Below are 26417 nucleotides of genomic sequence, written 5' to 3' on the forward strand. Positions count from 1 at the left end.
CGCAGAGCAGCCCGGCCCCCGCGGTCCGTCGTGTGGAGGCCGGGCCGGGGCGCTCAGCCCTCCTGTCGCCTCTGGTAGTCCTGTCGCAGGGCGTCGAGGATCTGGGCGGCCTCTGCGAGGTCCGCCTTTCGGGCTCGCTCCGCCGCCGTCGCCAGGCGGGCGATGGCTTCCTTGAACCGGCCGAGGCCGTTGCCCTCGACCAGGGCGGCGATCCGTACGGTTTCGGCGCGTGGCACTTCGCCGTGCTCCCCGCCCTGTTCGTAGGCGGCGATGGCGGCCTCCGCCTCGGCCAAGGCCTTAGGGAAGGCTTCGGCTTCCGCCAGGACTCGGGCACGGCGGTAGTGCACGGCGCCCGTCTCGCACCAGGGGACGAAGCCCTCGGTACCGTCCGGCACAGCGGCCTGGACCGCGTCGGCCTGGGCCAGGTGTTCCAGTGCCGTGTCCAGGCCGTCGGCCCCGCGGGCCAGCATCACCAGGCGCGCGAACTCGCACATCATCTGCATGACCAGGGACGGTTTCGGCGCCTTGGCGTGCGAGGCGACGGCACGCTCGTACGCCGTACCCGCGGCGTCCCAGCGGTCGGCCAGCGCCAGCGTGATGGCCGTCTCGGCCGCCACCATGGTCTGAAGCCCGTGCTCGTCCTCCCATACGGCGACGGTGTCCGCGAGTCGCAGGAACTCCTCGGCCGCCGGCAGGAATTCCTCCAGCTCTCGCAGCCCGCGCGCCAGCGTCAACCGAGTCTGGGCGACCAGCCGTTCGTCGAGCGAGGAGGCCTCCTCGTCGGACAGGACGGACTCCAGTACTGCCACCGCGTCGGCCTGCTGCCCGGTGCCCGCCAGGACGTCGGCGAGCTGGAGGCGGGTGTTGGCGGCCTCGTCGTGTTCCCCGTCCTGGTCGAATCGGGCGGCTGCCTCCGAGAGATGGCGTACGGCACTGCCCGCGTCCCCGAGGTGCGACGTGGCGTGGCCGAGCAGTGCGTAGGTGGGAGCCATGGCGAAGTCGCGGTCGTCGTAACGCACGGCGTCGGCAATCGCCTGGTGCAGCAGCTCCACCGCCTCTGCAGGCTCGTTCGAGGCCATCAGGAACTGGGCGAGCAGGGCACGCGGGCGTGAACCGCGCCAGGGCCGCCCGGAGGCGTCCACGTCCTTCAGGGCCGCGCGCAGTTCGGCCACGGCGCGCTCGACGTCGCCGCGGCGGCCTGCAATGTCCGCCGCGAACTGCCTTGCGTTGGCCACATGGTGAGAGAGTGTCAGGCGTTCGGCCTCGGCGTGCAGAGTCCGCGTGAACTCCTCGAACCGGGCCACGGCCGAGTCGGAGGGCTCCGGCAGCTGCCGCAGAACGTCCCGGAAGGCCGCGAAGGTGCAGGAGTACAGCACCGTGAGGTATTCCAGCGCCCGTGCCGCCGCCGGGTCCTCTTCGGACGCGGCTTCTCCCACGCCGAAGGATCCGCCGCTGAGCGGGGCCTCGGTCTTGAGACGTTCCGCCTCGCGCAGGGCTTCGTCGAGGGCTGAGCGGATGGCGTCCGCGTCCAGGCGCTCGGTTGCGTGATCCGCCGCCTGGCCCGCCAGCGCGGCCTCGTCCTTGGCGTCGCCGGCGAAGACTGTCGCCCAGGCGAGAACTCGGCTGCGTGCGGAGAGGCCGTGCCAGGGCATGCCGAGTTGCTCGAACAGCTCGGCGGCTCGCTTCAGTTCGCTGGTGCTTTCCGTGTAGCGGTCCTCGCGCGAGAGCAGGTAGGCGCGCTGCTCTGCGAGCTCCGCGTGCAGAAGGTCCTGCGGGCCGAGCCGGTCGTCGTGCGCGGCGGTGCCGTCGGCGAGGCGTTCGGCGACGCGGGTCCACAGCCTGTCGACGCCCGGGTGTCCCACGGCAGCCATACGCCGTGCCTCGCGCACCAGCGAGACGAAGTCCTCGGGAGTCTCCGGCCCGGCGGCGGGTACGGCGGCGGTCGCGGCGCCCGTGGTCGAGGAGGGGCGGGTCAGGGATGTGCGCAGTCCGAGCGGGAGCGGCTCGTCGAGCAACGGCCGCTGTACAAGGCGTAGTTGACGGCGTTGGCCGACGGCCGTGGTGCCGTTGCGCTCGTCGAACGCCCTGGTGAGCCGGTCCGCCTCGGAGCGTACGTGGGTGAGGAGTTCGCCCGTCGTCCAGTTCCTTCCTGGTGGGCCGGCGACGGCGGTGCTGTCGTGTCCGTCCTCGACGAGGCGGGCGAGCAGCACCTCGGTACCGGTGAGGAAGTCCAGGTGGGCCAGCGGGGCGCCGGTCGCCTCGAACAGCGAGCGGTTTTCCGCGAGGATCTCCAGGCCCCGGCCCTCATTGCGGGAGAGCGCGCAGAACTCCACGTGCAGACCGACCTCGTCCTGCATGCCCGTGTTGCCCCGGACCCGCCGGTAGCCGGTGAGGTGGTGGGAGCGGGCCTCGTCGAGGCGGCCCGTCCGCAGCAGCGGCAGCAGAGCGCGCGCCTGGCTCATCTGCGGCTCCTCGGTGCAGCCCATGCCTTCGGCGAGGACGGGCCGCCAGGTGTCGAGCGCGCCGGCGTCGTCGCCCGCCAGCACCTGGTGCCAGGCGAAGTGCCGGGTCTCGCACGCCTCGCAGTCGCTCAGCTCGGTACGGGGACGTGTGGCCCACAGGTCGTAGGCGTCGGCGACGCCGGTACCCGTGTGGGACGCGACGTGGTAGCGCATCGCGGCCACCGGCTGCAGCCCGTGGCCGGCAGCCTCGTAGCGGGTACGCATCTGGTCGATCCAGCCGTGGACGGTGGCCAGGGGTACCTCGGGCACCTGGAGCAGGGACGTCGTCACCCACTTGAAGCGCCAGAAGATCTGGTGGGCCTCCCATTGGCTGAACGACGCGGGAGTCGTGTCCCACAGCTTGAGCAGCCGGGCGAAAACCACGGGCGACTTGCGGTGTTCGCCGGTGAACTCGTACGCCGACATCAGCTCAAGGAGGGCCGTGACGAGGACGTCGGGCTCCTCGAAGGGCTCGGCCGCCTCGACGAGTTCTTCGGCGGTGATGGTGCGCTGCGGGCCGTGCGCACGGTCGTTGTTCTCGCGCAGCGCCTCGACCACGGCCTCGGGGGTGTCCAGCATTTACAGTTCCTTCCTGGGCTCGGAGCCGGGTGCCGCCGTGCCGGGTTGGTGCATGGCGTGGGTGAGCAGGCCGATGAAGGCCCGGTTGAGCAGAGCGCTCTCGCTCACTCGCAGCGGGCGCCGGCTGAGCAGCAGGGCCTGCCCGTAAAGGGCTTCGGCGGCGACGACGGCAAGTCCGCGTTCGCTGATCGTGAGGGCCTGGCGGACCAGCGGGTTGAGGTGGTTCAGGACGAGCTGGGCGCGCGGGGACTCCTGGCGCAGCGAGCCGAGGATATCGGCCCACAGGCCGTCGCTCTCGGCGGCCAGGCTCGACCGGGTCCGCTCATGGCGCGCCTCCCGGTTGTCGAGCAGCAGCGCGGGAGCGGTGACGGGCTGGAAGTCACGCAGGACGACATCGCAGTCGTGGACGCCGATCGTGTCCCTGGCAACGGAGAGGAAGGTGGCCGCGCGCAGTTCGGCAGCCGGGTCCACGGCATCGAGATGTGCGGTGACGGTGGCCGGGTCGAGGTCCGTGACGGCCGTACCGGGGCGGATCTCGGGCAGCCGGTGCACGAGGTCGCGGTCATAGGTGTAGCCACCGTTGACGACGCCCAGGCCAGCGGCCGCCGCGATGGGGGCGACCTGCCGGAACTCCTCGACGCTGCGGGTGACCAGCAGGGTCGGGTGCGTCCGCGCGAACTCCTCCAGCGTCACGTTGCCGTCGGTGGTCTCGAACGGCAGCCACGGCAGCACGATGCGCAGCAGTTCGTCGTCGTAGCGGGCGAGGGCCTTGACCGCGAGGTGGTGCGTGTCGATGAAGCGGTGCAGCAGGGAGGGGTCGCTGGCGGCGAGTCCGGTGAGCCAGTCACGGATCCGGTCACCCAGGGCGTCGCGTACGGCGGACAGCGTGCCGTCCTCGTACAGCGCCTCCCGGGAGGCGGTCGGCCGCAGGCTGGTGGTGTCGACGACGCAGCGTACGAAGAACGCCCATTCCGGCAGCAGTTCGGGAGCCTGGTCCGTGAGCAGCATGCCCTTCAGGTGCACGCGGTGCCCCGCGCGCTGCGCCGGGCTCATGGCCGTGGGCAGTACATAGGCGACGCCTCGCAGGCCGGCTGCCGGAAGGTCGAGCTCGATGGTGTCGAGCGGGGTGAAGTCGAACAGGGTGCGGCAGTACGCGGTCATCGCCTCGCGACGGGCCAGCGGCGAACGGTGGGCCTGCTCCCACGGAGGTGTCTCGTTGGCCTGGTGCGTCTCACCCCGCGGCCCGACGACCGTGACCTCGTGCCTCAGCAGACCGCCATAGTGACGGGCCAGGGCGACGACCTGCTCCGGGCTCGTCCACTCGGCGGTGTCGGCACGCGGGACGAGCCGGACGGTGGTGCCCGGCTCCGGCACGGCCGACGCGGGCAGGGTACGGATGGTGTAGCGGCCGTCGGAGTGGCCGCGCCACTCGACGGCGGGCGCCGACGGGTCGGCGGCGGTGCGGCTGAGCACCGTGATCTCGTCCGCGACGACGAAGCACGCGAGGAGTCCGATGCCGAACTGGCCGATGAACTCCCCACGGGCGGCGTCGAGTCCGGCGCCGTCGAGGGCACCTTCGGTGGTCCGCTTGGAGCTGCGCCCGATGGTGGCGAGGAACCGGTGGACGTCGGCCTCGGTCAGCCCGATGCCGGTGTCGGTGACAGTGAGGGTGTCACCGGTGCGCACCGTGATGGTGCCGGGTGCACCGGGCTCGACGGCCTGCCGGGCGGTGATGGCGTCAACGGCGTTCTGCAGCAGCTCACGCAGGTAGACGCGGGGGCTTGAGTAGAGATGGTGGGAGAGCAGGTCGACCAGGCCGCGCAGGTCGACCTGGAAGGTGTGAGCGGTCTCGGAGTGAGGCACCTGGTGATGTCTTTCGGTGAGCGCGTCTTCCGCGCCGTGTGACGGCGCGGGCGCGAACGCGGATGGAACAGGAACGGTGGGTACGGACGGACGTGGCACGGCCGGGCCGAGGCAGGCTGCCTCAGGGGCCGTACCCGCCAACAGCCGTGAACAGGGCGGCAGTCGGACCCGACGTACGACGGACGTGGAATGTGTCTGCCGTGAGATGTGTCGATCTTCGGATCTGCCGTCCGAGCGCGGGCGCATCCAGACAGCGACGGGCCTCCTGGCCAAAACGCCGTCGCGAGATGCCCCGCTCCGGGTAGGTAACTGACACGGCTCGGAAGCGCTGCCGGCACGGGAATGCGAGCCAGGTACGGCAAGGGCCATGAAAGCCCGGGACCGCACCGCCTCGCCTCGCCTCGGCGCCGACAGCCTCCCGGCTCAGCGCCCGACCGCGGAACGCTGCTCCCGGTAGGCCGCAGCGGGATCCGAACCGTTGAGGTAGTGCCAGGGGGACTCGGTGACCCGGCCCTCAGTGGCTTCGAAGCACTCCCGGGCGCCGCCATGGTCGCCGGCCAGCGAGAACGCCATGGCGAAGGTGTTGAGGACCTGCAGCCATCCTCCCGAGCGGACGAAGTCCGGGTGCCTGAACGAGTGGTCGGCGGCTTCCCGCAGCGAAGCCGTCACCGCGGGCTGACGCATGTACGAGGCGTCCGCCCCCGAGTCGAGGGAGAGCCACTGCTCGATGTGCGCCATCGCGACGAGCTGGCCCAGCAACGTGCCCCCGGGCGCGCCGAACGCCGACTCACGCGCGAAGGCGTGCATTTCCTCGTGCGAGCCGCTCCACTTGTCGCAGACCTGCTGCAACTGCTGCTGGTGGGCGCCCAGATGGAACCGGTCGCGCCGCACGGCAGCCTCGAACCGGCGCCGTGCGGTGACCTGCCCGACCTGCAGACCGCGGCCGGTCATCTGCAGTCCGAGCCAGGGCGAGGTCCAGAGCGGCTCGCTCTCTGCCACCTCGTACAGCCGCTGCTCGGCCGTGCGCAGCCGCGCGTGGAACACCTCGAACTGCTCCCGGGAGACGTGCCTCGCCGAGGCTCCGGTCCGGGCTTCCCACCCCCAGCTGATGTGGCGGAATCCCGCCACGAGCCGGGGCAGCGCCGCCCCGGGTTCCGCTTCAACAACCCGGTCGATCCACTGCTCCACCCCCGCCGTGTCGCCGACCGCCCGGACCAGCTCCGTCCGGTCCTCGCTCTCGGGACGCCCCTCGAACACGTCCCGCACGGTGTCCCAGTCCCCCGACGCCGCGGCCTTCCGGACCCGCGCAACGTCCGGGTCGCCAGAATCCTTCTGTACACGCGCAACGGGCCGGCCGGCCCATTTCCCCAGCGTGAGCCCCCATCCACGGAGCACCGCCATGTCCCCACCCCTTGTTGTGTTCAAACGGGGAGGCACATGACCACTCCCCCGTGAAGGTAGTGACTATCACGCGTGACTGACCATCGCACGCCGATTCCCGTTCGCGTCCGGGAGCCGGTGCCCCCGGACGAACACACGGCTCGCCGCTCGCTGCCCTACGCCGTGCGGAGCCCTACGACCCGAGCGCAACGGCCCGGGGTTATTTGTTATCCAGACCAATTTCAGAGTTCGACGGACTGTGCAACGGCACCGAATATTCCGTCCCCGCCTCAACTCCTCCGATACGGCCGATTCGCGCATCTGGCGCGTCAAGTCAGCCGCTGACGACACGGTTGAAGGTGCGTGATACTGCCCGCCTAAGTTGGGCAGAAGATCATGGCAGCGCGGTCGCGGCACCTAGCCAGAGCTGGCCTTGCAGCGTGCCCTTCACGCTCTCGGGTTCCGCTACCGCGTGAACGTCACCGTCCCGGGAATACGTCGGCGCCGGGGGCACTCAGTCACTGTCAAGTGCGGACTCAACAAGCCGAACGCTGAGGGAGTGTGACCTGGACCAGCATGGTGAGCTGTACGGGCAGGCGCGTGGACCGTCGACCAGGGGCGCCCCCCGGCACGGTGACCGTTCTTCGGGACCGACATCCTCACCTGTGACGCAGATCACCGGAACGCCCGGCCGTGAGCGGACAACTCTTAACGTGAATCATTCGATATACGACCGCATACGCGGCGGAGATCCCGGAGCGTTCCGGGGGCTCTTCGACGAGCACGCGCAGCTGGTCTACCGGCATGCGGTGCGTGTCACGGGTGACTGGGCGTTGGCGGAGGACGTCGTCTCGCTGACGTTCCTGGAGGCGTGGCGGCTGCGCGAACGGCTGCGCGACGAGGGCGGGAGCCCCAGGCCCTGGCTGATGGGCATCGCGGTGAACGTCCTGCGCAATGTCTCGCGGGCGGCCCGTCGGCACAGAGCGGCGATGGCGCGCCTGCCGGTACGCGACACGGTGCCGGACTTCGCGGACGAACTGGTGGGCCGCATGGCCGACGCCGAGCAGCTTGCGGCGGCCCAGCGGGCGCTGGCCAAGCTGCGCCGCTCCGAGCGCGAGGTGGTCACCTTGTGCGTCTGGTCCGGCCTGACCTACCCGGAGGCTGCCGAGGCCCTGGGGGTGCCGGTGGGCACCGTGCGGTCCCGGCTGTCCCGGGCACGGACCCGGCTGCGTGAACTCGCCGAATGCGAACTGTGGAAGGGCACCGACGCGGCGGCACACGGTCCCGCGGGCTCCTCCGAAATCCCCCGAACAGCCCGGCCGAAGAAGGAGCGGAACCGATGACGCGCATGCCCTGGAGGCGGCACGAGCCGCTCAACACCTCCGAGTTCGACCTGCTGATACCGGCACCGGGCGACCCGCGGATGCCGCAGGACCGCCACACCGCGCTCGCCACCCACCTGGAGAGCGAGATCCTGCGCGCTTCCGCGCCTGCCGCGGTGCGGCGCGCCCGCCTGCGGCGCACGGCCTTCATCGGCGTCCCGGTGGCCGCCGTACTGGCTGCCGGTGTGATCGTGCCCGGGTCCCTGCACCTGGGCGGGACGTCCGGCCAGGGGGTACGGGCCGGCGGCCACCGGGACGCCGGGCCACGGGAGAAGCCCCCGTGGATGCCGCTGGTGCCCGGTACCACCAAGAACCTCTCCGCGACCGTCGACCGCATTGCGCTGGCCGCGGCGGCACAGCCCTCCCTCACACCACGCCCAGACCAGTTCATCTACATCAAGAGCAAGGTGTCCTTCCTGCGGGGCGACAGCAACCCCGCCACCGGGAAGACGGACACCTGGATCACCCCCCTGCACACACGCCAGATCTGGATGTCCCCCGACGGGAAGAAGGGGTTCCTGTACGAACCGGGCGGCGCCCTCAGCGATGTGGAACCCGACGGCACAGACCTCGACGACGGGCCCCACAGCTCCAGCGACAAGCGCCATTCCTACAACAGCATGAAGGCCCTCCCCACCGACCCCGATGCCCTGTTGAAGCGGCTCTACCAGGGAGGCAAGCGCGGCAACCACGACGACGACTGGATGGCGTTCAAAGAGATCAACAGTCTTCTGTCCGAGCAGATCGCGCCCTCCGCCACCAGTGCCGCCCTCTACAAGGTCGCGGCCCAGATCCCGGGGGTCGAGCTCGTCCCGAAGGCCACCGACGCGGACGGCCGCGAGGGCATCGCCATCGCCTTCACCCAAGGAGCCACCCGGCACGAGTGGATCTTCGACAAGGACACCTACACCTACCTGGGCCAGCGCCAAGTCCTGGTGAAGGAGGAAGAGGGCCTCAGGCCGGGCACGGTGGTGGGGCAGACGACGGTGGTCGAACGGGCCGTCACGGACGCGAAGAAGGAACTCCCGGACGGCAGGCGGCTATGACGTCCGCATGCCAACCAACGCGGGCATCCCGGGAATCAGCCATAGCAGCCCTTCGACCTGCGGCATCAAGTCGGCGGAGGCTCACTGCCGTGCTGTTCGACGTCGACGGTGTTCTGCCCCACGTATGGGACCAGAAGGCTTACGTGCCGCGTCGAACAGGGCCGGGCCGCCTCGGACCGGAACTCACCGACTCCCACACCGGGCAGCGGCGTCCCGCTCCTACTCCAGGCCCGACGGGGAAACATGCGGCCACAGCCGCTTCGTCGATGCCGAACACAACCTCCACCCCCGCACTGGTACTGACAGAGCGCGAAGACGCCCGGCCCTCACAAGCGAGGGCCGGGCGCCGCCATAGGCCGGTACACCATTGGCCGTTGCCCATGAGTCCGGCCCGTCTTCATCGCACAGGGTCGTCAAGTCCCGTCGTGGACAAGGGAGTCGACCACATCGCCCTGCAGTATGACGGTGGTTCAGCCGCGCAGCTGATACCGATCACGTCTCTCCCGCCCTTCCTGGACTGCTCCAGTTCGGCGATCGTGCGGCCAACGGTGCCAACCAGAGCATCCAGCCGGTCGCGCTAGGCCAGCAGCCGACGGTAATGACCCCGCAAAGCCTCCAGCTCGTCGACCTGCGCGGCCAGGATCCGGCCGGCCGACCGAACGAACGGGTTGCGTGGGCCCGAGGGCGATCGGGCCCCGGCAGCGTCATCCGGCGGATCCCCCTGCGGGCGGCGGAGAATCATGAGTGTGACCGTGTTCGCCGGTTCGGGCCGTCCGGTCGAGGAGGTGCCCGACCGCTTCCGCCACGATCCCGGGCTGCTCGGCCTGGATGAGGTGGCCCGAGTCGACCTCCTCGAAGAGTCCGTCCGGCAGTGTCGCGACCCATTGCCGCTGGTGGGCGGTCATGGAGGTGCGCTGCTCACCACGCCCCCTCTCAGGGCGGGTCGGCGCGAGCAGTACGGTCGGGCAGGTGGGGAGGCCGGGCGGCTCGGCGCGGAACCGGGGGATGGCCGCGACCACGGCACTGAGTTCCTTCCTTGTCTGTGCGGTCCCTGCGGGGACGAAGTCCTCGGCGAGCATGGTCGCGTAGGTGTCGGCCGGAAACACACGCCGGACGTTCCCGCTGGCCAGGCGGGCGAGTGGGCGGAACCGCACCAGCGCCTGCGTCACGGCGAGTGCGCGGTCGACTTTCCTGGCGGTCTGGTCGAACCGGTCGTAGACGGGCGCGCTCTCCGGCGTCGGGTCGATCAGCAGCAGGCCGCGCAGCCGTGGGCCGAGGCGGTCCGCCGCGCGGCGCGCGACCAGCCCGCCCATGCTGTGCGCGACGAGCACCAGAGGGGACGACCGCGGAACCACTTCCTCGATCAGTGCCGACAGGTCGGCGGCCATGTCGTCGATACCCAGCTGGCCCGAGGTCCGGCCGCTGCGGCCGAACCCGGCACGGTCGTACGCCACCAGTCGGGCGCGATCGGCCAGCAGCGGCAGTACCGCGTCCCAACTGGTCCGGCCGAGGCCTGCTCCGGCCTCGAAGACCACCCAGTCGGCACCCCGGCCCGACTCCTCGACATAGACGGAGTGCCCGTTCACTGCAACGCCCCGCCCGCCAACCCGTCTCATCCGTCCCGCACCCCCACCTACAGTCTCAATTTCGAGAACGGTATCACTCATGAAATAGTGACGCCATGGACACCGCCGAACTGCTTCTCCACCCGGTACGCCTGCGCGTGGTGCACGCCCTGTCCGGCGGGCGCACACTCACCACCGGCGAGCTGTCCACCCGGTTGCCCGATGTCCCGAAGGTGAGCGTCTACCGGCACGTGGCCCTGCTCACCGAGGCCGGTTTCCTCGAAGTGGCCGAGGAGCGCCGCGTACGCAATGTCGTCGAGCGCCACTACCGGCTGCGCCGCGACCGCCCCTCGATCGACGGCGAGGCAGCCGCGACCATGTCCCTGGACGACCACCGCCGTGGTTTCGCCGCCGCCATGGCCGTCCTGATCGCCGAGTTCAACGCCTACCTCGGTCGCGAGGGGGCGAACCCGACCGCCGACTCGGTCTCCTACCGGCAGGGCACGCTCTGGCTCAGCCCGGACGAACTCACCGAGCTCGTCACGGAACTGGTCGCCGCCCTGCAGCCCCGGCTGGACAACCAGCCCGGCCCGGGCCGGGTCCCGTACCTGCTCAGCCCCGTTCTCTTCCCCACCGACCCCTCATCACCCTGAGCACAGGCCGTCAGGTACTACACCGGGATGCTGCGTCATGCAGGATGCCGTGTGTGCACGACCGATCCAGTACGCCGAAGCGGCCGTCGGCTCCACCGGTTGCCGAGCGTGCCGGCAGGTCACCGTCGGTAGGGTCGACGGAGCCGCTGGCTCTTCCGTAGACGGGACCCTCCTCCATGCCTTTTGCGCCTCGTGTCATAGCTCGGGTCTTGCTGGTGATCGCCACCATTCTGTTGGCCTGGACGGTGGTTCTGGGGTTCCTGCTGGACGGTCAGACCCAGGTGCGCAACTGGTCGGTGTCCTGGGTCGGGATGGACTTGTTGCAGGCAACGGGCCTGGTGGCAACGGCAGTTCTCCTGGCCCGTCAGGTTCGGACGGTCTCACCGGTGGCCGCCGCCACCGCCGCGCTTCTGGTCCTGGATGCGTGGTTCGACGTTGCGACGTCCGAAGACGGCGGCGCCCAGTACGTCGCACTGGGCATGGCCTTCTTGGTGGAACTGCCCGCCGCCCTCTGGCTGGCGTGGCTGGCCGCCTACGCGCTGGACTGGGAGGCACCATCACGCCCGGGCAGGGAACCGTAAAGCCGTGCGGATGCCGGGCCCGTGGCTTGTGATGACGGCGCTCGCCGTCGGCACAGTCATCGGCGCCGCAACACGAGGCCGGGCTGACCCTCGACGAAGGTCGCCCATCGGCCAGAACAGGACGAAGCGGTTGCTGCGGCGGCGCCGGTGTCTGTGCGAGGTCGTCGCCTCGTGCAGCCGCTACTTCCAGATCTGGTACTGACCACCGTTGCACGCCAGCGTGTACACGTCGCCGCTGGAATTGCTGTCCAGGCACTGCCCGGTCTCTCGGTTGACCAGGTTGAAGCCGTTCCCGGTCCACTTCTCGTACCACTGCTCGTAGTAGTTGGCCGGGCTGGAGCACGGCTCGGTGTAGACCTGGCCCTGCCAGTAGGAGGTGAGGCACTCGCCGTTGGACGCCTTCTCCGTCCAGGCACCATTGGAGTTCTCCAGGTTGTCCTGACCGTCGTACCAGTCGCTCTTGAGGTGGCCGATCGGGTCGAAACAGTGGACCAGCCCCGGGGCGTCCGTGCTGACACGGTGCTCCGCGCCCACCGTGGCCTCGGTGATCAGGCAGCCGCCGGTCTTCGCGTTCCGCCAGTGAACCTGGCTCTCGGCGAAGGCGCTGCCCGACGTCGAAAGAATCAGAACGGGCGTCACAGCAGCGGCGGCCAGGACCGTAGTCATGCGCTTCTTGGACACGGGCGTCTTAAACATGGGGGACCCATTTCTTGGATGAAGGTAGTTACCCGGGCAGGCGTCGGCGGACATGGCGACGGTCAGATCTGTCGCAGGCCAACGGGGATCCGGGGCAGCACGAAACTAGCGCGCGGACCTGCCCGGTCACGCGCTGCCAGACCACTGGGACGTCCCGACCGCGTCCCAACCTCCAGACCAGCGGTTTGGGATATCTCAGAGACGCCTTGGCCACGACCAGCGAGACCCTCATCAAAGCCGCCCTGCACCGCGCGGTGAACCGCTTCGGTGCCTGCCCCGACGCCTGGACCGCCGTGCACAGGGCCCCCGGGACGTCAGCTGCCCGGGGTTTCGCGCTGTCTGTGGCCCGGTAGCACTGCGGTAGACCACGCCCCGCCGTCCCGTCCGGGTCGGCGCACGCGTTCAGCCGACGTCAGGGCCGTATCCGAGGCTCTCCAAGAGACGGCGGCGTTCATCCTCCTCCCACTCAAAGAACTCCAACAGGGCGCGCATGTTTCGGTGGAAGGTGATCGCGGCTTGAGCACACCAGCGAGGACATCGGGCGGCAGGGCCACTCGCACAGCAACTCGCCGGGCGCGGCATGGACTGGGCGGGGAAGCGGGGTCCCGGGGCCGCGGCCAGCCGTTGAACCCGGCGCATAGGAGAGTGCACAAGGTCCCCAGGTCCGGACACGGCCTTGGGGCTCCGGGATCCCGTCATCCATACTTATCTTGGTTGCGCAACCGAGGAACCATCCATGGGCGCGCGCCGTTGATCGCATTGAGAACAGGAACTGGGACAGCTGCGGAGGTAGTTCATGGGTGTGCCCTTGTCCAAGGGCGGCAACGTGTCCTTGAGTAAGCAGGCTCCCGGCCTGACCACTGTGATCGTGGGGCTGGGGTGGCGGGTCGGGCCTGCCGCGGGCGCCGGGTACGACTTGGACGCAAGTGCGCTGCTGTGCGATCAGTCGGGGAAGGTCCTCTCCGACCAGCACTTCGTCTTCTTCAACAACCTTCACAGCCCTGATGGTTCGGTCACCCACTCCGGAAGCAGCACGCCGGCCGATGGAGTGGACAACGAGCAGATCCGCGTGGACATCGCCCGGGTCCCGGCCGACGTCACGAAGATCGTCTTCGCTGTATCCCTCTACGAGGCAGGGCCGCGGAGCCAGAACTTCGGGCAGATCGACAGTGCATACATCCGTGTCGTCGACCAGGACAGCGGCGGCGAGCTGGCCCGCTACGACCTCAGAGGCGACGCTTCGGCCGAGATCGCGATGGTCTTCGGTGAGTTGTACCGGCACGGTGCGGAGTGGAAGTTCCGTGCGATCGGTCAGGGGTACGCCTCGGGGCTCGCCGGCATCGCCGACGACTACGGCGTCGACGTCCTGCGCGAACCCCCCGCCGCAGGCGGCGGTACCGCCACCCCGCCGCCGCCCTCCGTGCCGCCCGCGATTCCCGCACAGTCCGTCCCCGCAGTCGCCGTCCCCCAGACGTCGACGGCCGCCGCACCCCAACACCCCTCAGGGAGTTCTTTCGTGACGTGCTTCTTCGACCCCAACCACGGCCCCGGTACGACGTCGGTGATGTGGTCCCCGCAGTGGGGTGTCCCCCGCCCGATCGAGACGTGCGGGGGCTGCGCGCAGCGGGTGCAGACCACACCTCCGCCCTACTACACCGTTCCTCAAGCTCAGGCGGGATATCCGCAGCCCATACAGCAGGGGTACCCACAGCAGGGGTACCCACAGCAGGGCTACCCGCAGCCGGTGCAGCAGGGGTACCCGCAGCAGCCCGGCGGGCAGCCGGGGCAGCAGCCCCGGCGCTTCGGCACGGGCGCGCTGATCGGTGCCGGTGCCGCCGGCCTCGTCGGTGGCGCTCTCCTGAACGAGGCACTGAGCGACGACGAGCCGAACGTGGTCGTCAACAACTACTACGAGGACGACGACTTCTAAAGGACGACTTCTAAAGAGAGAACGGCGACCGGCGCGGCAGCAGTGTCCGGATAGGCCAAGAAGCATGGTGAGGCCCACGCGTTGCGCGTGGGCCTCACCATGGCGGCCGATCGGCGGATCTCCCGAGCGTCCTTGAGACCCATCGAACCGCCTTGCACGGCTGCGGAGTTCCAGTCCCTGGCAGCGGAACCGGGTCCGGCACGCAACGTGCGGGTCAGCTGACGATGCCTCGTTTCACAGTCGCTTCGCCATCCGGAAGGCGTGCGCGTAAAGACCCGTGCCGTCGAGCAGTGACGTGCCGCCCTCGTCGCCCATGGTGGGGCCGTTGGCTGTTTTGCGGCTGGAGATGAAGCGGTGGTGTCCCGTCGAGTCGATGCCGAGGTAGATGCCGACGTGGTCGATCCGATGTCCGGCGTCCGGGGTCGCGTCGAAGAACACCAGGTCCCCGGGCTGGAGGGGGCTCAAGTCGGTGGCTTGGCGGTGGGAGTTGGCGATGATGCCGGCGCCGGGGCCGTCCTCGGCCATCATGCCGGCGCGACGGGGTAGCGCCTGTCCCATGGGCTGCTTGAATTCGAGCGGGTATCCCGAGCGGTATCCGTACACCGTTCGGACGAAGCCGGAGCAGTCCAGTGAGCCGTAGAAGTCGTTCCTGGCTTCGCGATGGCGTCCGTTCGGATAGGTCCAGTCGATGCCCAGGTAGTCGTTGAAGTCGGCGGTTGCCTGCCTTTCGTCGTCGTCTCCCATCGGGCCGTAGGTGGCCGGGCCCGCGTAGCGCGTGCCCTTGTCGTCGTGCCGGTCGGCCGTGCCCCGGACGTACTGGGCCGCTATGTCCAGCACGTCGGGCCCGTGGTCGGTCAGGACGGTGTTGAACCAGCTCTTGAACCAGTCCTCGTGCTGTGCGCCCGAGTGCCAGGGGTGCGGCGCCAGGCGGACCACCGCGCTTGTGGTGACGGTGGCCGCGGTCGTGGCCGGCTCTGCGAAGGTGCGCTTCGGGCCGGTGAACACCACCGTGCGGGCGTCCTCGGTGAGGACCGCCACGGTCCTGCCGTCAGCGTCGCGGGCGATCGTGCGGGGGGTCCCGGCCAGACGTACGAAGTCTCGGCCGTCTTCGTCGTGCACGACGACCGCCACGACCACTGCCAGAAGGGCCAGGACCAGGACGGCGGCCAGGAACGCCGGCCTGTGCCACAGGTTCCGCAGCCGGCCGGCGGAGGCCTCTGCGTCGGACGCGGTCGGCTGCATCGTTGGCGGTTGAGTCTTCGCCATGGTCACCCCGCCAGGTGGAGTAGGAGCCCGCTGGCCAGGACGGTGTACGTCAGTCCGGTGACGGCCGTTGTGGCCGTGGCGGTGGCCACGACCGGCTGCCGCAGGAGCTGGTAGGCGATCAGGCCGGGGACGATGAAGCCCAGGGTCTGGTGAGTGAACAGCAGCGGGTACTCCTTGAGCAGGAAGAGGGAGAGGGTCATCTGGAGGAACACGCTGAGCAGTACGACGCTGGCGAACAGCCGCTTGCCGAAGAGGATGACGACTTTCCTGGCGGCGGCTGCGGCGGCCCATGTGAGGCAGGTGACGGCGGCGATCAGCAGGATCCTGCGCCAGTCCTGAAGCAGGGTGACGGCCAGCCAGGCCGGGGTGATCATGCCGCCCGGAGACAGGTTGGTGACCAGGTAGCAGCCGAGCCCGAAGAGCAGTCCGATGGCGAGCCCGAGCGTGGCGACCTCGCCCGACAGCGGGGCGTTCACCGGACGGCTCGCTGTGCCGGGGCGAGCGATCCCACGTGCTCAAGGAGCCGTTCACCCTGGCCGTGAATGTTGCCGACCGCCACGAGCGAGGCCGTGCCGCTGACCTGATCGGCGATGGCGCGCCAGATCTGGGCGGGGTCGCGCTGCGGTCCTCCGAGGTCCAGAATCCGCCCAGGCCAGTGAGCCGGGACGGCGTCCCGCGCAGATCTGGTCGGGTGCCCTATGAGCACCAGCGTGTCGGTGTCCAGTTCACGCACGATGCGCCCCATCTGGCCGTTGCGTTCGATCCGGTCCGGGCGGCAGTTGATGAGAGTGATGAAGGGAGGCTTGATCTGACCGGAATCCACCAGGTGACGGAAGTTCATGACGGTGGACTCCGGGTCATTCGCGGCGAAGATGTTCGCCAGGCGCACGGTGCCGTCCTCCGTCTCGTATTCCTCAACGGTGAGCACACCGGGGTCGGGCGGAGCCGCATACATCCCGCGCAGCGCAGACGCCCGGTCCACGCCCAGCCGGGCAGCGACCGAGAGCGCGATCGCCACGTTCTCCTTGAAGGTGGTGTAGCGGAAGCCCGCCATCTCCTCGTCCGAGACCGACTCAGGCTCTGCCACGACGAGTTCACAGTGGCGGCGGGAGGCTTCCACCTCCAGCAGCGCACGGCGGTCCCGCTCGGCTGTCACACACACTCCGCCGTCCGGCATGGACCGTGACAACGACCGCGCCACGTCGTCCAACGTCGGGCCCATCTCGTCGAGATGGTCCTCGCGGACATTGCAGAGCACCCCGATCGTCGAGCGGACCAGCACCTTCTGATTGATCTCCTGAAGCGCCGGCTGGACCGCCATGCATTCCATCACCAGGACGTCGGGGCGGACCGCGGCAGCCCGGCGGACGATGCCGATCTGCTCGACGACATTGGCGATGCCGAACTTGCGGTGGACCGGCTCCTCCCTGGCGTCCGGATGGATGAACCGAGCCGCCGTGCCCGTCGTCTTCGCCACCACAGTGAGGTGTCCGCCACGCAGCGCCCCGGCGGTCAGGCGGGTGATGGAGCTCTTGCCGCGGATGCCGTTGACCAGGATCCGTACCGGGATCCGCTCCAGGTTGCGCTCATGACGGCGGCGCTCGGCCACACCTGTCAGGAAGAGCGCCAGCAAGGTGAGCGTAAAGACGGTGTACAGATAGAGGATCATCACGGCACCTTTCGGGACATGGCAGCAGGCACCCTCCGGTCATGCGCGGATCTCATCGCCGTCTCGGCCGCCATGCCGACCCGGATCCGCTCCAACGCCCGTGCCACCAGCCCCAGTTCGTCGTACCTGCGGACCTCCACGACGTCGCGTACGTCGCCGTCGGCCACGCGCTCCGCATCGCGCACGAGGCGGCGCAGCGGGCGCAGCCACATGACGTACAGCCAGCCGAACAGACCGAGGGTCACCACTGCCAACACCTGGGCCAGCAGCAGGGCCTGGTCCCGGGCCCGGGTCTCGGGCAACAGGACGGTGTTGACGCTGCGGGCGGTCACCACCCTCCACGACGGCCCGGGATTCTTCCCGCCGCCAGCTGTCGGCGCGGCCGCGACGATCTCCCGGGCGTCCGCACTGCCGTCGCCGAGGGACACCACCGGCTTGTCGGTACGCGCCGCCCGGCGCAGCTCCTCTCGCGCGAGGGGCTGAAACGCCGTGAAGCCTGCCGTGGAAGCCAGTACTTCTCCTTTGGCGTCGACCACCCATGCCGTCGCCGGCTGGACGGCGTCGAAAGCGTTCCGCAGCTTGACGAGGTCGTACTCGGCGACGGCGATCGCCCGGTCGTTGTTGCCGTAGCTGAACGGCGCGTACTGGACCACCACCGGCACCTTGTCGATGCGGACCGCGTCGCTGCTCCCGGCGTTCGCCGGACGTTCGGGAACCTGGTCCGGATGCGCGGCCGCCCCCGCGTGGGCGAGCACCCGCCGCTGCGCATCCAGGACGTAGACACTGCGGTAGCGCCCGTAGCGCTTGCTGAAGTGCTTGATCTGACTGTCGAACCTGGCCGGGTCGGACCCCAGGGTGAGGCCGTCCGCGAGCTGGGCGAGGTCCAGCTCGCCGGCCCGCAGGGCGCGCCGCACATGCTGGGCCGCGCCGGCCGTCACGGCCTGCTGGCCGTCGAGTACGGCTGTGGGGACGGTGACGCCCTGTTCGAACCGGCCGCCCGCGGCCAGCACGGTCCCCGCGACCGTGAGCAGCGCAAGGAGACCGCACGTCCAAGGCAGCCATACCGAGGAGGCGAGCCTGCGCGTGCGGCCGGGGCGAGATGCGGAAATCCCGCTCACCGGGCCACCCCTGGTCGCGAGTCGGATATGTTCCGGACACAAGGCAGCACTTGTCAATCCCCTCCCGTTTCAACGACGTTGAGCCTTTCGGCCCTCTGAGATGATCGCGGGACGTTCCTGAGGTTTTGATGAGGCGGAGCCGACTATCCTGACGGCCGTGCGCATACTGGTGGTCGAGGACGAGGGTGATCTGCGGTTCGCGGTGGTCGCGGCACTGCGCAATGACGGACTGGCCGTCGACGGAGTCCCGGACCTGCCCGCCGCGGACGAGGCCCTGTTCGTCACCCGCTACGACTGCGTGGTGTTCGATCGGATGCTGCCGTCCGGCGACGCCGTCGGCTACGTACATCGCCTTCGTCAGGCAGGCCGGACGGTACCCGTGCTGTTCCTCACAGCCCGCGACACGGTCGCCGACCGGGTCGCCGGGTTCGCCGGCGGTGGCGACGACTATCTCGTAAAGCCTTTCGCGATGCCCGAGTTGGTGGCGCGCGTGCACTCTCTGTGCCGACGCGCGGAGGTGGTGCGTGCGCCGGTCCACCAAGTCGCCGACCTTGAGATCGACACCGCGCGACGCCAGGTCCGCCGCCGCGGTGTGCTCCTGGTGCTGACCCGCAAGGAATTCGCCGTCCTGGAGCTGCTGGCAACGCGCTTGGACCAGGCAGTGCCTCGGGGTGAACTCATCGAGCGCTGCTGGGACGAGATGGCAGAGCCGAACTCGAACGTCGTCGAGGTGCTGGTCTCCCAGCTGCGCCGCAAACTCGGTGACCCGTTGGTGATCCACACGGTCCGGGGTGTGGGGTACCAGCTGGCCTCGACCGGCAGCGGCGGATGACGGCCGAAGCCCGCATCCGCAACCTCCGTTGGCGACTCACCGCACTGTTCACCCTGACCAGCCTCGTCGGCCTGGTCGGGCTCGCGGTGTTCGCCCTTCACAGCGACAGCGCCGCCGCACACCGTCAGCTCGAAGCCACCATGGACCTGCAGGCCGACCACGCCGTCAGCCTGATCGACTACGACGACAACCGCCGACTCGACCTCCAGCCCCTGATCGACACCGTGGACAGCGACTGCCCGCCACTGACCGTACTGTCCGGCACGGCCGACCACTTGACCGTGGCCCGTACGCCGCCCCGGCCATGCGTCGCCCTCGCGCCCGATGACGTCCATACGGTCGCTGCGACCGCGCTGCGCCAAGGCTCGGCTGCCTGGACCGACACGCGAACGCCGGACGGGGACCCGGTGCGGCTGCTCGCCACACCTTTCCCGGGGCCGGACAACCGATCCTGGGGCGGAGCACTGGTCACCGCCGTCGACACCGCCGACAGCGAGTCCGAACACCGCCATCTGGTAACGCTCCTGACCGTGGGTTGCTCGGTCCTGGTGTCGTTGTCCGCCATCGCCGGACATCTGCTGTCCGGCAGGGCGATCCGCCCGGCGTTGACCGCGCTACGCCAGCAGGAGGCGTTCCTCGCCGACGCTGCCCACGATCTGCGCACGCCCGCCGCTTCCCTGCGCGCCCTCGCGGAGACAGCCCGCCACGACGACACCCTGCGCGGCGAGGCGCTGGACCGCACGGTGCGCCTGGCGACCCGCATGAGCGACCTGATCGACGGGCTGCTCACCCGCGCCAGACTCATCGCCGGCGTCGCTACCGTCACCCGCGAGCCCCTCCGCCTCGACCAACTCGTCGAGGCAGTCGTCGACGACACCGCCACTCACGGGCACCAGGTCACGGTCCTGGCTCAGCCGACCGTGGTGGAGGCCGATCCCGACCTGCTGCGCCGGGCTCTCGCCAACGTGCTCAACAACGCACTCGCCCATGGCCACGCCCCCGGGCAAGGAGCCGAAGTCGAGCTCACCGTCTCGCCGGAGGGCACCGTCACCATCGACGACGCGGGCCCGGGAATCCCTCCCGCCCTGGCCGGCTCACTGTTCGAACGCTTTCACAGCACCTCCGGATCGACCGGCCTGGGGTTGTCCATCGCGTCCTGGGTCACCCACACCCACGGCGGCACACTGACCGTCGAGACCAGCCCACGCGGTGGCGCCCGCTTCGTCCTCCGCCTCCCCGGCCACACCAAACACCGCCTGTGAGAGCACAATCGAGGTCTTCTGCCTGCCGCGGCCGCCATGACATCGAGATCGCCACCCTCGTGGTTCACGGTCACTCGCCCCCCGGCCCCTCCTCAACCAGAATGCGGAAGCCTTCTCAATCCGCTGTGGCCTGCTCCACCGCCGAAACAACGTCCGCCTTGGTCGGCGCCCCGGAGGCGCGGCGTACGAGGCGACCGGTGCGGTCGAGGACGAGCACGGTGGGGGTACGCATCACGTCGACGCTACGAACCAGGTCGAGCCGGGTCTCGGCGTCGATCTCCACATGGCGCACGCCGGGCGTCTGGGCGGCCACGTCGGCCAGCAGACGCCGCGTTGCGGGGCAGGCGGCGCAGAGGGCCGTCGAGAACTGCACCAGCGTCGCCCGCTCGCCAAGCGCCGCACCCAGCTCACCGGAGGACAACCGCAGCGCGCCGCCCCGGCCTTCCGCACGCAGCCTGCCGCCGCGACGGGCACGGACCAGCCCGAAGACGGTCGCTGCCGCCAGCACGAAGGCGGCCACGATCAGCCCGGTCAGATCATTCACGGCCGCCTCATCCGTGACGCAGCCGGGCCCGGCTGCGGACCGCGAGCAGGTAGAGCTCGCAGCCCAGGCAGTAACCGAAGACGGCGTTCAGGAAGGCCGCAGCGAGCGCCGCCGCGCTCGCCGTGATACCGAGCCAGGTGGCACCGGACAGGTACCCCGCCGCCCCGACAGCCGCAAAGCCCAGGCCGACCACCTGCGCGAACCGCGGCGGCCGCTCGTCCTCAAGCTCCTGCGGCGGCCCGAGCCGGGGACGCACCAGCCGACGGTAGAGCCAGCCGTACGGGGACCAGCGCAGTCCCAGAACCGCGCCGAGGGCGAAGACGACAGCCTGGGCCGCGAGCAACACGCCGCTGCCGGTGACCAGGACCACGAGCAGAACAAGGGTGGTGAGCAGCGCGGCGAAGCGCGGCCCACGCGGGTCGAGGCGGACGGGCACACCAGGGGTGCGGTCAGGCATGGCGACTCCGGGACGATACGAATGGATCCTGGCGAAGCGAGGGCGCGGTCAGCGACACGCGGCGGACCACACCCGACCGAAGTCGATGTGAGCCCTGATAACCAGGAACGTCGCGGAGAACATGCCGCCATTGCAGCAGGCACCTCCGCCGCGGTCAATCACCACTCACCTGCCGGACACTCGCCCGGGCCACCGGCAGCGGCCCGCCCCGATCATTCACGCACCGCAGGCAGCCGACCCGAACCGCACCAACAGGCCCCGTGCACACGGCGGTTGCCAGCCATCCCACACGAACCACCCACCCGGCCCAGCCTTTGTGCGCCATGCTGCCCTCACCCCCGGGGCAGGCGGTCGGCCCCATGCCGACGTGACGGAACGCCACGCCCCGGGGCCACCCGCACCCAGGCGGCCCCAGCCGGCCCTCTGGCGGATCCCGCAACCAGCCCTGGACCGATCACCTGGCCGCCGGGCCGTCACCCGATTCCGGGGTGGCGGCCCGCACTGCATCTTTGGGTGTACTGCGGATTCCACCCCGGGCACGAGGAATAGGGTCCTCCGAAGCGAGACCGTGGAGCCATGAACGCGAACATCACCAAGCAGGTAGTCGGGTCCATCGGCTGGGTCGTCGGCATCCAGGGCATACTCGGCTTCGCCGGCTCGCAGTTCGGCAACGGGCCCTGGGGTTTCCTACACAAGATCATCGGCGTTCCGACCGCCGGATATCTGACACTTGCGGCGCTGGGCACCGGGCTGGCCGTCTGGTCGGAGGTGGGCAAGAAGGCGTCACAGAAGGGCTGTTGACGTGCCACCGGGCGATGTGGTCCATCGCGAACTGGTCTTGGTCTCCCCCGGGGCTGATGGAGTCGCCTGGGTCCGACACAATTCGGCGGCCTGGAGAACCGAATCTGCGCTCTGACCTGCGCGGACATGGGTAGGTCCGCCTGGAGAGTGTTTCTGTAGGCGGTGATGTTCGCGCCGGTCAGCGGGGTCCGGCTGAAAGGCGACGATCTGCTTCGGGGCGGGGATTTGGAGTTGGGCGAGCAGTTCTCGTTGGGTCTTGGTCAGGGCGGTGACCTGCTGGAGGGTTCCGGTGGGGCCAGTGAACGTGTCGAGGTGGACGCGCTGGAGTTCGCAGCGGATGCTCGACCATGTGGAGCCGGCGCTGGTCTCGGTGATGCGGATGAGCAGGAGAGCGAGCCAGCAGGCGCCCTCATCGCCGTCGTCGGCCCAGATCCCGAGGATCTCGCAGGTGCCCTCGACGGTGACAGCCATAGCACGGCAGATGGGGGTCGGCAACCTGGCCGTCACGGATCTTGGTTCTGTTGACAGGTTCGCCATGATTCATCCGACCAGTGCCGCCAAACAATGAGGAAGTTCGATAGCTGTGCTGATGCGTGCGCCGAGGGAGTGCGGCTCCTGGTTCTGGGATCTGGACGATGTCGTGGAGCCCGGTCTGGAGTCCGCGCTCAGGACTGCGGGGCGCATGAGTGCGGTACTCCAGAAGCACGCTTTGATGGAGCCGAACGGGCTTGAGTGGAACTGGTTCCAGCTCGGAAAGGGCGGGCTCGGTATCCACAGCCGCCTAGATCTTGTCGGGCGTTCGCTCGATGATCCGGTGTTGCCCGATGAACTGCGCGCCTGTCGGCCGGCTCGTCATCCGCAGGCGGAGATGGGCGGAATCCTTGTGCGGGGATCCGGAGCGCGTGGTTCGACGCAAGCGGAACGCGTCACAACGAGTACCGTCTCGTCGAGTTGATGGTGTCACCCGACGAGATCGGCCCTTGGGCCGATCTGTCCGTGTACCACGACGTATGGGCCCTGTGTGATTTCCGAGGCGAGCCCCACCCGGCCATCCACGCTGCCAACGCACCTCGGCTCGCGTCAGCCCTGGAGGAGCTCGTTCACGTGCTCGGAGTCGAGGCGGAGCCCGGCGAGCAGGCGTATTACGGTCACGCAGAGGGCTCGGACCCGACGTCGTGCGTCAGACCGGCCTCGCCCACGCTGAAGCACCCTCCCCGCAACTGGCAGCGGCCCGGCTCGGCCCCATCAACGCCCCCGCCCTCCACTACACCCTCGGCGACGGCACCCACCCTGAAGCCTGGACTCAACTCCAGCAACTCACCCAATACCTGGGGTAGTTCGCGGGGCGGCTCAACACCAAGTGAATCCAGAGGACTTGATCGAGGAATCCCCGCAGACGACTCCGGGCCGATTCGCATCACGGGTGCGGCTGATCAGCCTTGCTTCTGAGACCACTGGAAGTCTTACGAAGTCGCCATGGACTGGCGGCGATTGCTGCGGCTCGGCCCCCAAGCCATGCGGCTGCCATGCACCAACTGTGCCCACCTCTGGTAATCGGCGGCGCCGCCCCATGCCCGCTACCGCTCCACCCAGCCGACCAACGCCCACCACCTCGCACACCCATTGGCGAGTTGAGCAGCCGGCGTTGTGCACGGCCAGCGCATCGCCTCGCTCCTCCGGCGCCCGGCGTTCCAGCTTGATCGCCGCGCTTCGTACCCGCGAGCAGCCCAACTCCATGACAGAGAAACCGAGTTGGAATAATCCGTCTCGGCCAGGCACGTGGAAGCGGTGCGTCATGAAACCGCCCGGAGGGGTCAATGACTCCCGGTAACGAGATAAATCAGCCTTCCAGGATAAAACCTACCAAGACCACCAGCCGCGCGATGGCGGTTCTGCTTACACCCGCCGAGAGGCAAAGAACAACAGGCTCTCAGTATTTGAGAACGCATTTCCCTCCGTAGATCACCTGTGCTTATGATCAACACCCGCTCACCAGCGGATACGCACCACACAATCCGATGGGCCCGGCCCGTCGGATACCGCACGCCTGAGGTATGAGCGCAGACCCGCGTTCATACCTGAGGGATGGGCGCAGACCATGCGCCGAATTCCGGTTTTCTTCTGTCGGCACATCCTGCCGCTTCACGTGTTCAGGGTGTGACGCCTGAGCGTCCGCCACCCCATTCGATTCGCATCCCGTAGTGGCTTCCGTGTGCAATCACGGCTGGCCGGCTCCTCCGTGGGCGGATTCGGATGGGTCTTGATCAGCGCTTGTACCTGCCGTGATGCCTCAAGGAAGGTGAACCCCCGATCTGGCCGTATGGTCGGGAATTCCATCGTACGGAGTCATAGGCGCTGAGCACATATCCGCTGTCGCACCCGCTGGGCGGGCTCGGAACTCAGGTTCCGCAGGCGGTTCTTCCCGCCTGGAGCGGCACCAAGAACAGAAATACAGAACGATGACTCAGACCGTAGAAAAACCCGTCCCCTCGCACTCTTCCGAGACCATGACGGGGGCTCAGTCCCTCGTCCGTTCTCTTGAGGAAGTGGGCGTCGATATCGCGTTCGGAATCCCGGGTGGAGCGATCACCCCTGCGTACGACGCCCTCATGGATTCGACCAAGGTGCGGCACATTCTGGCGCGGCACGAACAGGGTGCGGGCCACGCCGCTACCGGGTACGCCCAGGCCACCGGGAAAGTCGGGGTCTGCATGGCGACGAGCGGCCCGGGAGCGACCAATCTGGTCACTCCGATTGCCGACGCCTATATGGACTCGGTTCCCATCGTGGCCATCACCGGGCAGGTGGCAAGTTCGCTCATCGGCACGGATGCCTTCCAGGAAGCCGATATCTGCGGCATCACCATGCCCATAACCAAGCACAGCTCCCTCGTCTCGGACCCGGACGACATTCCCCGCGCGATCTTCGAGGCCTTTCACATCGCATCCACCGGTCGGCCCGGGCCCGTCCTGGTCGACATCACCAAGGACGCACTGCAAAAGGACACGGTCTTCCGGTGGCCGACGGAGCACCGACTGCCCGGCTACCGGCCCGTCACCAAGCCGAACGGCAGGCAGATCCAGGAAGCCGCCCGGATGATCGCGGAGGCCAAGCGGCCGGTGCTCTACGTCGGTGGCGGTGTGCTCAAGGCTCGGGCGAGTGCCGAGCTGAAGGCCCTGGCGGAACTCGCCCGGATACCCGTCACCACGACGCTCATGGGCATCGGCGCCTTCCCCGACAGTCATCCGCAGCACCTGGGCATGCCCGGCATGCACGGGACGGTGACCGCGGTGACGGCACTTCAGAAGGCCGACCTGATCGTCGCCCTGGGAGCTCGGTTCGACGACCGTGTCACCGGCAAGCTCGACGGCTTCGCTCCGCACGCCGCGATCGTGCATGCCGACATCGATCCCGCCGAGATCGGCAAGAACCGTTTCGCGGACGTTCCGATCGTCGGAGATGCCCGTGAGACACTGACCGACCTCACGGCCGCCCTCCGGGACGTACTCAAGAGCGCGGAAGACCCCGGGAAGACCTGCGACTACGCGGCGTGGTGGGAGCAGCTCGACCACTGGCGCAGCACCTACCCGCTGGGCCACGAGCCGGCCCCGGAGGGCGAGCTCTCGCCCCAGCAGGTCATCCGGCGCATCGGCCAACTGACCGACGAGAACACGATCGTCGCGGCGGGCGTCGGCCAACACCAGATGTGGGCCTCGCAGTTCATCGCCTACGACAGGCCCTACACCTGGCTCAACTCCGGCGGCGCGGGCACGATGGGCTACGCGGTCCCGGCCGCCATGGGCGCCAAGGCGGGCAGGCCGGAGGCGGCGGTCTGGGCGATCGACGGTGACGGCTGCTTCCAGATGACCAATCAGGAACTGGCCACCTGTGCGCTGAACAACATCCCGATCAAGGTCGCGATCATCAACAACGGCGTCCTCGGCATGGTCCGCCAGTGGCAGACCCTGTTCTACGGGCAGCGGTACTCCAACACCGTGCTGCACTCCGGCGAAGCACCCGGCAAAGAGCCCAACCACGGCACCCGCGTCCCGGACTTCGTCAAGCTCGCCGAGGCCATGGGCTGCTACGCGCTGCGCTGCGAATCCCCCGACCAGCTCGACGCGACGATCGAGAAGGCGATGGCGATCAACGACGCCCCCGTCGTCATCGACTTCATCGTCCACGAGGACTCCATGGTCTGGCCGATGGTCGCCGCCGGCACCTCCAACGACGAAATCCTGGCCGCGCGCGACAGCCGTCCCGACTTCGGCGACGACGAGGAGTAGGAACGC

Annotated in this window: 22 protein-coding genes and 2 pseudogenes; 11 read left to right on the plus strand and 13 right to left on the minus strand. The window is 69.0% G+C overall.

The window, feature by feature from the left end:
- Positions 1-53: 53 nt before the first annotated feature.
- The 3 genes from ACSHXC_RS05405 to ACSHXC_RS05415 form a co-directional block, all read right to left on the minus strand.
- Complete coding sequence (locus ACSHXC_RS05405; RefSeq protein WP_438290448.1) at positions 54-3080, minus strand: hypothetical protein; 3027 nt, start codon at positions 3078-3080, stop codon at positions 54-56.
- Positions 3081-4943: an HSP90 family protein gene (locus ACSHXC_RS05410; protein ID WP_438290449.1), complete on the minus strand. Its 1863-nt coding sequence runs from the start codon at positions 4941-4943 to the stop codon at positions 3081-3083.
- Positions 4944-5366: 423 nt separating this feature from the next.
- A complete protein-coding gene (locus tag ACSHXC_RS05415; RefSeq protein ID WP_438290450.1) occupies positions 5367-6200 on the minus strand; it encodes a hypothetical protein in 834 nt (277 codons plus the stop codon).
- Positions 6201-7036: 836 nt separating this feature from the next.
- Between ACSHXC_RS05415 and ACSHXC_RS05420 the strand changes: the two genes are divergently transcribed.
- The gene (locus ACSHXC_RS05420) at positions 7037-7666 is read left to right on the plus strand and encodes an RNA polymerase sigma factor (RefSeq protein WP_438290451.1); all 630 of its coding nucleotides are present in this window, start codon (positions 7037-7039) and stop codon (positions 7664-7666) included.
- Positions 7663-8751: a CU044_5270 family protein gene (locus tag ACSHXC_RS05425; RefSeq protein ID WP_438290452.1), complete on the plus strand. Its 1089-nt coding sequence runs from the start codon at positions 7663-7665 to the stop codon at positions 8749-8751. The genes ACSHXC_RS05420 and ACSHXC_RS05425 overlap by 4 nt, the downstream gene beginning before the upstream one ends.
- 481 nt (positions 8752-9232) lie before the next feature.
- On the opposite strand, the pseudogene ACSHXC_RS05430 reads toward ACSHXC_RS05425, so the two are convergent.
- Together ACSHXC_RS05430 and ACSHXC_RS05435 are read right to left on the minus strand one after the other, a co-directional pair.
- Positions 9233-9400: pseudogene (locus ACSHXC_RS05430) on the minus strand (MerR family transcriptional regulator); the annotation flags it as partial.
- 55 nt (positions 9401-9455) lie between these two features.
- Positions 9456-10337, minus strand: coding sequence for an alpha/beta fold hydrolase (locus ACSHXC_RS05435; RefSeq protein ID WP_438290453.1), 882 nt, complete (start codon positions 10335-10337; stop codon positions 9456-9458).
- Between the two features lie 95 nt (positions 10338-10432).
- Between ACSHXC_RS05435 and ACSHXC_RS05440 the strand changes: the two genes are divergently transcribed.
- Positions 10433-10969: a helix-turn-helix domain-containing protein gene (locus ACSHXC_RS05440; protein ID WP_438290454.1), complete on the plus strand. Its 537-nt coding sequence runs from the start codon at positions 10433-10435 to the stop codon at positions 10967-10969.
- 209 nt (positions 10970-11178) lie between these two features.
- Entirely contained in the window at positions 11179-11550 is a 372-nt protein-coding gene (locus ACSHXC_RS05445; RefSeq protein WP_438290455.1) for a hypothetical protein, read from the plus strand.
- Positions 11551-11730: 180 nt separating this feature from the next.
- Here ACSHXC_RS05445 and ACSHXC_RS05450 read toward each other — a convergent pair whose 3' ends face one another.
- Complete coding sequence (locus ACSHXC_RS05450) at positions 11731-12216, minus strand: RICIN domain-containing protein (protein WP_438290456.1); 486 nt, start codon at positions 12214-12216, stop codon at positions 11731-11733.
- 826 nt (positions 12217-13042) lie between these two features.
- Between ACSHXC_RS05450 and ACSHXC_RS05455 the strand changes: the two genes are divergently transcribed.
- Entirely contained in the window at positions 13043-14176 is a 1134-nt protein-coding gene (locus ACSHXC_RS05455) for a TerD family protein (protein WP_438290457.1), read from the plus strand.
- A gap of 234 nt (positions 14177-14410) precedes the next feature.
- On the opposite strand, the gene ACSHXC_RS05460 is transcribed toward ACSHXC_RS05455, so the two are convergent.
- Genes ACSHXC_RS05460 through ACSHXC_RS05475 form a run of 4 tightly spaced genes read right to left on the minus strand, consistent with a single transcriptional unit; the run spans position 14411 to position 18229 of the window.
- The gene (locus tag ACSHXC_RS05460; RefSeq protein ID WP_438290458.1) at positions 14411-15442 is read right to left on the minus strand and encodes a C40 family peptidase; all 1032 of its coding nucleotides are present in this window, start codon (positions 15440-15442) and stop codon (positions 14411-14413) included.
- 2 nt (positions 15443-15444) lie between these two features.
- Positions 15445-15918 carry a poly-gamma-glutamate biosynthesis protein PgsC/CapC gene (locus ACSHXC_RS05465; RefSeq protein ID WP_438290459.1) on the minus strand — a complete coding sequence of 158 codons (474 nt, stop codon included), beginning with the start codon at positions 15916-15918 and terminating at the stop codon, positions 15445-15447.
- On the minus strand, positions 15915-17111 hold the full coding sequence (gene pgsB / locus ACSHXC_RS05470) for a poly-gamma-glutamate synthase PgsB (RefSeq protein ID WP_438290460.1): 1197 nt from the start codon (positions 17109-17111) through the stop codon (positions 15915-15917). Before pgsB ends, ACSHXC_RS05465 begins: the two co-directional genes overlap by 4 nt.
- Entirely contained in the window at positions 17111-18229 is a 1119-nt protein-coding gene (locus ACSHXC_RS05475; protein ID WP_438290461.1) for a HAMP domain-containing protein, read from the minus strand. The genes pgsB and ACSHXC_RS05475 overlap by 1 nt, the downstream gene beginning before the upstream one ends.
- 163 nt (positions 18230-18392) lie before the next feature.
- On the opposite strand from ACSHXC_RS05475, the gene ACSHXC_RS05480 reads away from it, so the two are divergent.
- Together ACSHXC_RS05480 and ACSHXC_RS05485 are read left to right on the plus strand one after the other, a co-directional pair.
- Complete coding sequence (locus ACSHXC_RS05480) at positions 18393-19061, plus strand: response regulator transcription factor (RefSeq protein WP_438296445.1); 669 nt, start codon at positions 18393-18395, stop codon at positions 19059-19061.
- Positions 19058-20323, plus strand: coding sequence for a sensor histidine kinase (locus tag ACSHXC_RS05485; RefSeq protein ID WP_438290462.1), 1266 nt, complete (start codon positions 19058-19060; stop codon positions 20321-20323). The genes ACSHXC_RS05480 and ACSHXC_RS05485 overlap by 4 nt, the downstream gene beginning before the upstream one ends.
- A 115-nt stretch (positions 20324-20438) precedes the next feature.
- Here the strand turns inward: ACSHXC_RS05485 and ACSHXC_RS05490 are convergent, their stop codons facing one another.
- Together ACSHXC_RS05490 and ACSHXC_RS05495 are read right to left on the minus strand one after the other, a co-directional pair.
- Positions 20439-20858 (minus strand): TlpA family protein disulfide reductase, encoded by a 420-nt coding sequence (locus ACSHXC_RS05490; RefSeq protein WP_438296446.1) that lies wholly within the window; start codon positions 20856-20858, stop codon positions 20439-20441.
- A gap of 16 nt (positions 20859-20874) precedes the next feature.
- Complete coding sequence (locus tag ACSHXC_RS05495) at positions 20875-21324, minus strand: DUF4395 domain-containing protein (protein ID WP_438290463.1); 450 nt, start codon at positions 21322-21324, stop codon at positions 20875-20877.
- A gap of 576 nt (positions 21325-21900) precedes the next feature.
- Between ACSHXC_RS05495 and ACSHXC_RS05500 the strand changes: the two genes are divergently transcribed.
- On the plus strand, positions 21901-22125 hold the full coding sequence (locus ACSHXC_RS05500) for a hypothetical protein (protein WP_438290464.1): 225 nt from the start codon (positions 21901-21903) through the stop codon (positions 22123-22125).
- Between the two features lie 384 nt (positions 22126-22509).
- Here the strand turns inward: ACSHXC_RS05500 and ACSHXC_RS05505 are convergent.
- Positions 22510-22639: pseudogene (locus ACSHXC_RS05505) on the minus strand (transposase); the annotation flags it as partial.
- Between the two features lie 168 nt (positions 22640-22807).
- Between ACSHXC_RS05505 and ACSHXC_RS05510 the strand changes: the two are divergent.
- The 3 genes from ACSHXC_RS05510 to ACSHXC_RS05520 all read left to right on the plus strand — a co-directional run bounded on the left by ACSHXC_RS05510 (position 22808) and on the right by ACSHXC_RS05520 (position 26411).
- Complete coding sequence (locus ACSHXC_RS05510; protein WP_438290465.1) at positions 22808-23080, plus strand: hypothetical protein; 273 nt, start codon at positions 22808-22810, stop codon at positions 23078-23080.
- A gap of 220 nt (positions 23081-23300) precedes the next feature.
- Positions 23301-23462 carry a DUF6177 family protein gene (locus ACSHXC_RS05515; protein WP_438290466.1) on the plus strand — a complete coding sequence of 54 codons (162 nt, stop codon included), beginning with the start codon at positions 23301-23303 and terminating at the stop codon, positions 23460-23462.
- Positions 23463-24551: 1089 nt separating this feature from the next.
- Positions 24552-26411, plus strand: a complete 1860-nt coding sequence (locus ACSHXC_RS05520) for an acetolactate synthase large subunit (protein ID WP_438296447.1) — start codon at positions 24552-24554, stop codon at positions 26409-26411.
- Positions 26412-26417: the final 6 nt, after the last annotated feature.

Source organism: Streptomyces sp. HUAS TT7 (assembly GCF_051550175.1).
Classification (GTDB): domain Bacteria; phylum Actinomycetota; class Actinomycetes; order Streptomycetales; family Streptomycetaceae; genus Streptomyces.